At 36.4% G+C, this 7,975-nt stretch carries 6 protein-coding genes and 1 other annotated feature; of the genes, 4 read left to right on the top strand and 2 right to left on the bottom strand.

The annotated features are described in order from the left end of the window. Positions 1–274: transposase (locus tag ACOQFO_RS11335; RefSeq protein WP_421689773.1), on the top strand; the 274-nt coding region annotated here is incomplete at its 5' end. Positions 275–569: 295 nt separating this feature from the next. Next, positions 570–2,072, top strand: a complete 1,503-nt coding sequence (locus tag ACOQFO_RS11330; protein WP_421689772.1) for an alanine/glycine:cation symporter family protein — start codon at positions 570–572, stop codon at positions 2,070–2,072. 23 nt (positions 2,073–2,095) lie between these two features. Here the strand turns inward: ACOQFO_RS11330 and ACOQFO_RS11325 are convergent, their stop codons facing one another. Then, on the bottom strand, positions 2,096–2,659 hold the full coding sequence (locus tag ACOQFO_RS11325; RefSeq protein WP_421689771.1) for a class I SAM-dependent methyltransferase: 564 nt from the start codon (positions 2,657–2,659) through the stop codon (positions 2,096–2,098). Then, positions 2,659–3,615 carry a TIGR01212 family radical SAM protein gene (locus tag ACOQFO_RS11320; RefSeq protein ID WP_421689770.1) on the bottom strand — a complete coding sequence of 319 codons (957 nt, stop codon included), beginning with the start codon at positions 3,613–3,615 and terminating at the stop codon, positions 2,659–2,661. The genes ACOQFO_RS11325 and ACOQFO_RS11320 overlap by 1 nt, the downstream gene beginning before the upstream one ends. 276 nt (positions 3,616–3,891) lie before the next feature. On the opposite strand from ACOQFO_RS11320, the gene ACOQFO_RS11315 reads away from it, so the two are divergent. Together ACOQFO_RS11315 and leuS are read left to right on the top strand one after the other, a co-directional pair. After that, positions 3,892–5,070, top strand: coding sequence for an MDR family MFS transporter (locus tag ACOQFO_RS11315; protein ID WP_421689769.1), 1,179 nt, complete (start codon positions 3,892–3,894; stop codon positions 5,068–5,070). A 114-nt stretch (positions 5,071–5,184) separates the two neighbouring features. Beyond that, positions 5,185–5,389 (top strand) — a binding site (T-box leader). 164 nt (positions 5,390–5,553) lie between these two features. Beyond that, positions 5,554–7,968 (top strand): leucine--tRNA ligase, encoded by a 2,415-nt coding sequence (gene leuS / locus ACOQFO_RS11310; RefSeq protein ID WP_421689768.1) that lies wholly within the window; start codon positions 5,554–5,556, stop codon positions 7,966–7,968. Positions 7,969–7,975: the final 7 nt, after the last annotated feature.

Below are 7,975 nucleotides of genomic sequence, written 5' to 3'. Positions count from 1 at the left end.
AATCGCTGAGTTGTACAAATCACGCTGGACGATTGAGTTGTTTTTCAAATGGTTAAAGCAGCACTTGAACATCAAAAAGTTCTACGCACAAAGCGAACAGGGCGTACATAACCAAGTATACATCGCGATGATTGTGTATTGTCTGCATGTGCTGGCACAGCTACACACAAATAGCACGAAAACGTACTTAAAAATCAGTCGCTTACTCAAAGCAGCACCATGGAAATCCGCCCACTTATGGCTACGAAAAATCGCCGGAAAAGCGGTCCCATAAAGGGTTTCCCGTCACTGTCGCACCTGTCAAAGGCTATAGTAAAAAAATGGATGTTTACTACCTCTGTTCAAGTGTCTTTGTTTTTCTTCTAAAACGGAAAAGGTAGAAGACTGAAAATTCAGTTAAAATTTATGCGACACTAGTGAAATTTTATCTATCTAAAAGGTAAAAATACCCATTCCTTCTATAATAATATACTTCAAATAATACTGAAATAGTATTGAATAATCAGAAAATTTATAATATATTAAAAACTGATTAATAAAGATAGATTAAAAGAAGGAGTTGAGGGAAGATGGAAAGTATCGTGAATTGGTTAAATAATCTATTATGGGGACCAGTTATGATCTACGGGATACTAGCTGTCGGTTTGTTATTCACAATTTTAACTAGATTTGTCCAGATTAGAAGAATTAAAGATATGTTTGTTCTAATGTTTACTGGGGAAAAATCAGAGGCTGGTGTTTCATCCTTCCAAGCATTATCTATGGCTTTATCAGGTCGTGTTGGAACAGGTAATATTATTGGTACTGCCTCTGCAATTGCTTTTGGTGGTCCAGGTGCAGTCTTCTGGATGTGGGTGACTGCATTCGTAGGTGCATCAACTGCATATGTTGAGTCGACATTAGCTCAAATTTATAAAGATAAGAAAAACGGCGTATATCGTGGTGGACCTGCCTATTATATTGAAAAGGGTACAGGTCAACGTTGGTTTGGTGTTGTTTTTGCCATTTCTGCTATATTAGCTGTTGCCATTTTAATGCCAGGTGTTCAATCGAATGCGATTTCAGATGCAGTTAATAATGCATTTGGCATTGAACCATGGATTACTGGCTTAATCGTAGTTGCTATTCTTGGTTTCATCATTATTGGTGGTGTAAAAAGAATTGCAAATGCTGCACAAATCATAGTTCCATTTATGGCTATTGCTTATGTTTTATTAGCATTTATCGTTATTTTTATGAACATCACAGCAGTACCGGCTGTTTTTTCACTTATTTTTTCTAGTGCTTTTACGCTAGATGCTACATTTGGCGGGATGATTGGTGCCGCTATTGCATGGGGTGTAAAACGTGCTATTTATTCAAACGAAGCTGGACAAGGGACAGGGGCTCACGCTGCAGCAGCTGCAGAAGTATCTCATCCTGTAAAACAAGGGTTAGTTCAAACTGCCTCAATTTACATTGATACATTAGTTGTTTGTACTGCTACTGCATTAATGATTTTATTTATGGGTACATATAACGTAAATAATGGAAGTGCAGACGGTGAGCTAATAGTAGAAAATGTTGCAGGTCAAACGTATACAGAATTTACTCAATTAGCAGTCAATGAAGCTTTCACTGCATTTAATAATTTTGGGTCAGGATTTGTTGCAATTGCATTATTCTTCTTTGCATTTACAACAATCATGGCTTATTACTATATTGCTGAAACGAATGTTGCTTATTTATTTACAGGAAGTACAGAAAAGATTCTTACCCGTTTATTACAAGTCGTATTAATTGTTTCAACTTTCTACGGTGCGATTCGTGAGTCCAACTTAGCTTGGAGTTTAGGAGATCTTGGCCTTGGACTAATGGTTTGGATCAATGTAATTGCTATCCTTATTTTAATGAAGCCTGCACTTGTTGCTCTAAAAGATTATGAGGCACAAAGAAAAGAAGGGAAAGATCCTGTATTTGACCCAGTTAAGCTGGGCATTAAAAATGCTGAATTCTGGGAAACTCGTAATAAGGAAAATGGAAAAGGTAACGCTGACGCACAAAAAAGTAAGGAAAAAAGCATCGCGAGATAATCGCGATGCTTTTTCTTTGGAATTTACTTCTTTTTTTCTAAAGCAATAATAAAAGGCGGATCATTTTTTTGATTGATAAATTCATAACGTAATACATTGTAATTTTTCTGAGGTAATTGGCTGACAAAATCAATTACCGCATCACGTTCTTCTTTTCCACCTTCGTGTCCATGATAGATAACTAAAACGATAAGTCCATTAATTTTTAATAAGTTTAATAAACTTTCGATAGCGCGAATAGTCGTTTCACTTTTGGTAATAATGCTGTGATCAGCACCAGGTAAATAACCTAAGTTAAAGACTGCACCTGCAATCTGCTGTGTTACGTATTTTTCAATATGTTCATGACCATCCAATATGACAGTTGCGCGGTGTTCTAAACCGTTCTCTTTTAATTGTGCAATGGTTGCATCTACTGCGTCTTGCTGAATATCGAATGCATAAACATGTCCATCTTCTCCAACTAATTCAGCTAGAAATAATGTATCATGACCATTTCCAGCAGTTGCATCAACAGCAATCTCGCCTTTTTCGATTGATTCGGAAAGTAAATATTTCGCATATTGTAAAACACGTTGTAACTTCATTATTTCTTCAGCTCCGCATTGTAGAACTTCCCTTGCCAGCTACCACGTCGTTCAAGCTCAGCGTCAATACCATTTAATACTTCCCATTTATTGACACTCCACATAGGACCTATCATTAGATCAATAGGTCCATCACCAGTAATACGGTGAACAATCATTTCTGGTGGAATAATTTCTAACTGATCTGCAACAAGGTTAATGTATTGGTCTTTTTCAAGAAATTCTAACATTCCTTTTTCATATTGCTTAACTAAAGGCGTCCCTTTTAAAAGGTGCAGTAGGTGAATTTTAATTCCTTGAACATCTAATTTCGCAACTTCACGTGCTGTTTCCATCATCATGTCATAGTCTTCTAGTGGTAGACCATTAATGATATGTGTACAAACTCTTATGCCGTGTTTACGTAGTTTATTTACACCTTCTACGTATGTTGGATAATCATGTGCACGATTAATTAAATTTGCTGTTTTTTCGTGAACTGTTTGAAGTCCAAGTTCTACCCATAAATATGTTCTCTCATTTAGCTCTGCTAAATATTCTACAACATCATCTGGTAAACAGTCAGGTCTTGTAGCAATACTTAACCCCATAACTCCTTCGCAAGCTAATGCTGCTTCAAATTTCTCTTTTAATACTGGTAGGGGAGCATGGGTATTAGTATAGGCTTGAAAGTAAGCCATCGTTTTACCGTCTTTCCATTTTTCCTGCATTTTCGATTTGATCTTTTCAAATTGTACAGGTATTGGATCTACACGGTCACCTGCAAAATCACCAGAGCCTGCCGCACTACAAAAAGTACAACCACCAAATGCGACGGTACCATCTCTATTTGGGCAATCAAAACCTGCATCTAATGCGACCTTATAAACTTTATGGCCAAATGTATCTCTTAAATAACGATTCCATGTATAATAACGCTTTCCATCTGATGGAAAGGGAAATTTCTGTTCAGACATTTATTTCACACTCCTATTGACCTATTTTATCACACGTGAAAGGGAAGCGTACAATAGTGAAACCATAGTAGAAATTTCAGAAAAATTACTATCTTTCGTATCGCTAAACTTTTTCTTGTGCTTTTTTATAAAGAATAATACTATTATTTTTTGGCAGAAAAGATTGAAAGACTTTCGTTGGTTTTTTGCTGAAAAAAGACATTATTTTGACCATTTGTGGATGAAATTTGTAATTAAAGATTTTTACGATCCATTAGTGTAATTGGAGGATACTTCATGCCTAAAAATATTTGGCTTTTAGTAATAGGGATGTTAGTTAATAATATAGGGAATTCATTAATCTGGCCGATCAACTCAGTATACATACATGATCACCTAGGGCAAACGTTAACAGTTGCTGGCTTTATATTAATGATTAACTCTGGTGCAGGTGTATTGGGTAGTTTAATAGGTGGTTTTTTATTCGACAAAATTGGAGGATATAAATCTATCATTCTAGGAATTGGGGTCACGATATTTGCATTAACAGGTTTAACGCTTTGGCATGGTTGGCCACATTATGTCATATTTTTAACGATTATGGGATTCGGTAGTGGTATTGTATTTCCATCCATGTTTGCCATGGTAGGAGTTCTTTGGCCAGAAGGTGGTCGAAGAGGATTTAATACGTTGTATATCGCTCAGAATGTCGGGGTAGCTATAGGTCCTGCTTTAGCTGGTCCCATAGCAGAATTTAGTTTCACTTATATTTTTATGGCTAATTTAGGAATGTACATTCTCTTTTTCCTCATCGCATTTTTCGGATATCGAAATTTAGAAGGGAAAGTTCCTACCAAGGATAAAAAGGAAAATGAAATTGTCATTAATAAAGAGAAGAAAGATAAATCAACTTTATACTCATTGTTAATCGTTAGCACAGTTTTCTTATTAGCAACGATTGCCTACTCACAATGGGCTTCGACAATGCCAGCTCATATGCAAGGATTAGGAATTAGTTTAAAAGAGTATGGATTAGTTTGGACGATCAATGGTCTATTAATCATTACGATTCAACCATTTGTTAGCCCACTATTAAATCGATATGAACATAAAATTAAATACCAATTGGTTGTAGGTGTCGTAATTATGATGCTTTCATTTGTCGTAATACAATTTGCTGAGAGCTTTACTATTTTTGCAATTGCTATGATCATTATTACGATGGGTGAAATTTTAGTATGGCCAGCTATTCCTGCGATCGCAAGCCGTTTATCTCCAAAAGGATTAGAAGGCATGTATCAAGGGGTTGTGACAAGCTTCGGTTCTATTGGTCGAATGATTGGACCATTTTTTGGCGGCGTCATGGTCGACCAATTCAATATGGAAACATTACTTTGGGTGCTTTGCGTCATATTCATCATCGCAATTATTCCTTGTTTACTATATGACCGACCAATGAAAGCAAAGAAACTGTAGCAGAACATTACTAAACAGAATATATTAACTAACAAGATTTAGTAAACGTAGTGATAATTTGAATAACACTTGTACTTTTTGAATATTTACATTAAAATGAATTCATTATTAATATGAACGACTATGAGAAGGAATAGTAGATTTTAAAGCTTTTTAGAGAGCTAGCGGTTGGTGTAAGCTAGTAAGTGGAGAAATCGAACTCGCCTAGGAGTCAGTTTTAGTGAAATATAGCTAAAACCGTTTTCTGCGTTAAGGAATTAAGCTGAGTGCTAGTCACTAAGTTGGGTGGTACCGCGGGAGTAAACATCTCGTCCCTTCTGTATAGGAATGGGGCGAGTTTTTTTATTTTTTGAAATATTTTGTTAATTTTATCCTATATAGGATATTCTACTAAATAGTAGCGTTTACGAACCAATACGCATTCCTTCATGTCGAAGTAATAGTGAAGTTATATAGTTATCTTATCTTAAGGAGGATCAACCAATGAGTTTTAATCACCGACAAATTGAAAAAAAGTGGCAACAATATTGGGAAAATAATAAATCATTTAAAACATTAGATGATACTTCGAAACCTAAATTTTATGCATTGGATATGTTCCCGTATCCATCAGGAGCAGGTCTTCACGTTGGACATCCTGAAGGTTATACTGCAACTGATATCCTTTCACGATATAAAAGAATGCAAGGCTTTGATGTTTTACACCCTATGGGATGGGATGCATTCGGTCTACCAGCTGAACAATACGCTTTAGATACAGGGAATGACCCAGCAGAATTTACAGCAAAAAACATTGCGACATTTAAACGTCAAATTCAAGAACTTGGTTTTTCATACGATTGGGACCGTGAAATTAATACAACTGATCCTAGTTATTATAAATGGACACAATGGATTTTTACGAAATTAGTAGAAATGGATTTAGCTTATGTGGATGAAATTCCTGTTAACTGGTGTCCAGCATTAGGAACAGTTTTAGCTAACGAAGAAGTAATCGATGGTAAATCAGAGCGTGGTGGTCACCCAGTAGAGCGTCGTCCAATGCGTCAATGGGTATTACGTATTACTAAATATGCAGATCGTTTACTTGACGATTTAGAAGAAGTGGATTGGCCAGAATCAATTAAAGATATGCAACGAAATTGGATCGGTCGTTCTGAAGGTGCACAAGTGAAATTCAGAGTTGCAAATAGTGATAAAGGATTCGAGGTATTCACAACTCGTCCAGATACACTTTTTGGAGCAACTTACTGTGTATTAGCACCTGAACATAAGTTAGTAGAAGAAATTACGACTACAGAACAACGCGCGGCAGTTGAAGCCTACTTAGAAAAAGTGAAAATGAAATCTGATTTAGAGCGTACAGATTTAGCTAAAGAAAAAACAGGCGTATTTACAGGTGCATATGCTGTAAATCCAATTAACGGTAAACAAATTCCAATTTGGATTGCTGATTATGTTTTAGCTTCTTATGGTACAGGAGCAATCATGGCTGTTCCTGCTCATGACGAGCGTGACTATGAATTCGCTAAAGAATTCGGATTAGAAATCATTCCGGTTCTAGAAGGCGGAGACATTGAAAAAGAAGCTTTCACTGGCGATGGTCCACATATTAATTCAGATTTCTTAAACGGCCTAAACAAAACAGATGGTATTTCGAAAGCAATCGCTTGGTTAGAAGAACAAGGTGTAGGTGAGAAGAAAATTTCTTATCGCTTACGTGACTGGTTATTCTCTCGTCAGCGTTATTGGGGTGAACCAATTCCAGTTATTCACTGGGAAGATGGTACAATGACTACGATTCCTGAAGATCAACTACCATTAGAATTACCAAAAACAAAGGATATTCGTCCATCTGGTACAGGTGAATCTCCATTAGCAAATATTGAAGAATGGGTAAATGTAGTAGATCCGGTTACTGGTAAAAAAGGTCGTCGTGAAACGAATACAATGCCACAATGGGCAGGTTCAAGCTGGTACTTCTTACGCTATATCGATCCGAAAAATGACAAAGCAATTGCTGATCCAGAATTGTTAAAACGCTGGTTACCAGTTGATATTTACATTGGTGGTGCAGAGCATGCTGTTCTTCATTTACTTTACGCTCGCTTCTGGCATAAAGTTCTTTATGATTTAGGTGTTGTTCATACGAAAGAGCCATTCCAAAAGTTATTTAACCAAGGAATGATTCTAGGTGAAGGTAACGAAAAAATGTCTAAATCAAAAGGGAATGTAGTAAACCCTGATGATATTATCCGTAGCCATGGTGCTGACACACTTCGTCTATACGAAATGTTCATGGGACCACTTGACGCTTCTGTTGCTTGGTCAACTAATGGACTTGATGGAGCACGTCGTTTCTTAGACCGTGTATGGCGCTTGTTTACAACTGATGAAGGCACTCTAGCTGAGAAAATTCAAAATTCAACTGACACAACACTTGAAAAAACATATCATCAAACAGTGAAAAAAGTGACAGAGGATTATGAACACTTACGCTTCAATACGGCTATTTCTCAAATGATGGTGTTCATTAATGATTGCTATAAAGCTGAAGTGATTCCAACTGAATATGCAGAAGGATTCGTAAAATTATTAGCACCAATTGCACCTCACGTAGGGGAAGAACTTTGGGAAATTCTTGGTCATACTGAAACAATTACTTATGAACAATGGCCAACTTACGACGAATCAAAACTTGTTGATGATGAAGTTGAAGTAGTCGTTCAAGTAAATGGTAAAGTTCGTACAAAAGTAACTGTTGCGAAAGATGCAACTAAAGAACAATTAGAGCAAAAAGCTTTAGAAGATGAAAAAGTAAAAGAATTTACTGATGGGAAACAAGTCGTTAAAGTTATTGCGGTACCAGGTAAATTAGTAAATATCGTTGTAAAATAATAAATTG

This window comes from Ureibacillus sp. MALMAid1270, from assembly GCF_049202975.1.
In the GTDB taxonomy this organism is placed as follows: domain Bacteria; phylum Bacillota; class Bacilli; order Bacillales_A; family Planococcaceae; genus Ureibacillus.
The sequence above is the reverse complement of the archived record's forward strand: the minus strand, read 5'-3'. Positions and strand labels throughout refer to the sequence as shown.

What these genes read in the sequence shown, in the direction of transcription:
- ACOQFO_RS11320 (WP_421689770.1), bottom strand. Translation starts at nt 3,615, where the DNA reads ATGTCTGAACAGAAATTTCCCTTTCCATCAGATGGAAAGCGTTATTAT.
- leuS (WP_421689768.1), top strand. Translation starts at nt 5,554, where the DNA reads ATGAGTTTTAATCACCGACAAATTGAAAAAAAGTGGCAACAATATTGG.
- ACOQFO_RS11315 (WP_421689769.1), top strand. Translation starts at nt 3,892, where the DNA reads ATGCCTAAAAATATTTGGCTTTTAGTAATAGGGATGTTAGTTAATAAT.
- ACOQFO_RS11325 (WP_421689771.1), bottom strand. Translation starts at nt 2,659, where the DNA reads ATGAAGTTACAACGTGTTTTACAATATGCGAAATATTTACTTTCCGAA.
- ACOQFO_RS11330 (WP_421689772.1), top strand. Translation starts at nt 570, where the DNA reads ATGGAAAGTATCGTGAATTGGTTAAATAATCTATTATGGGGACCAGTT.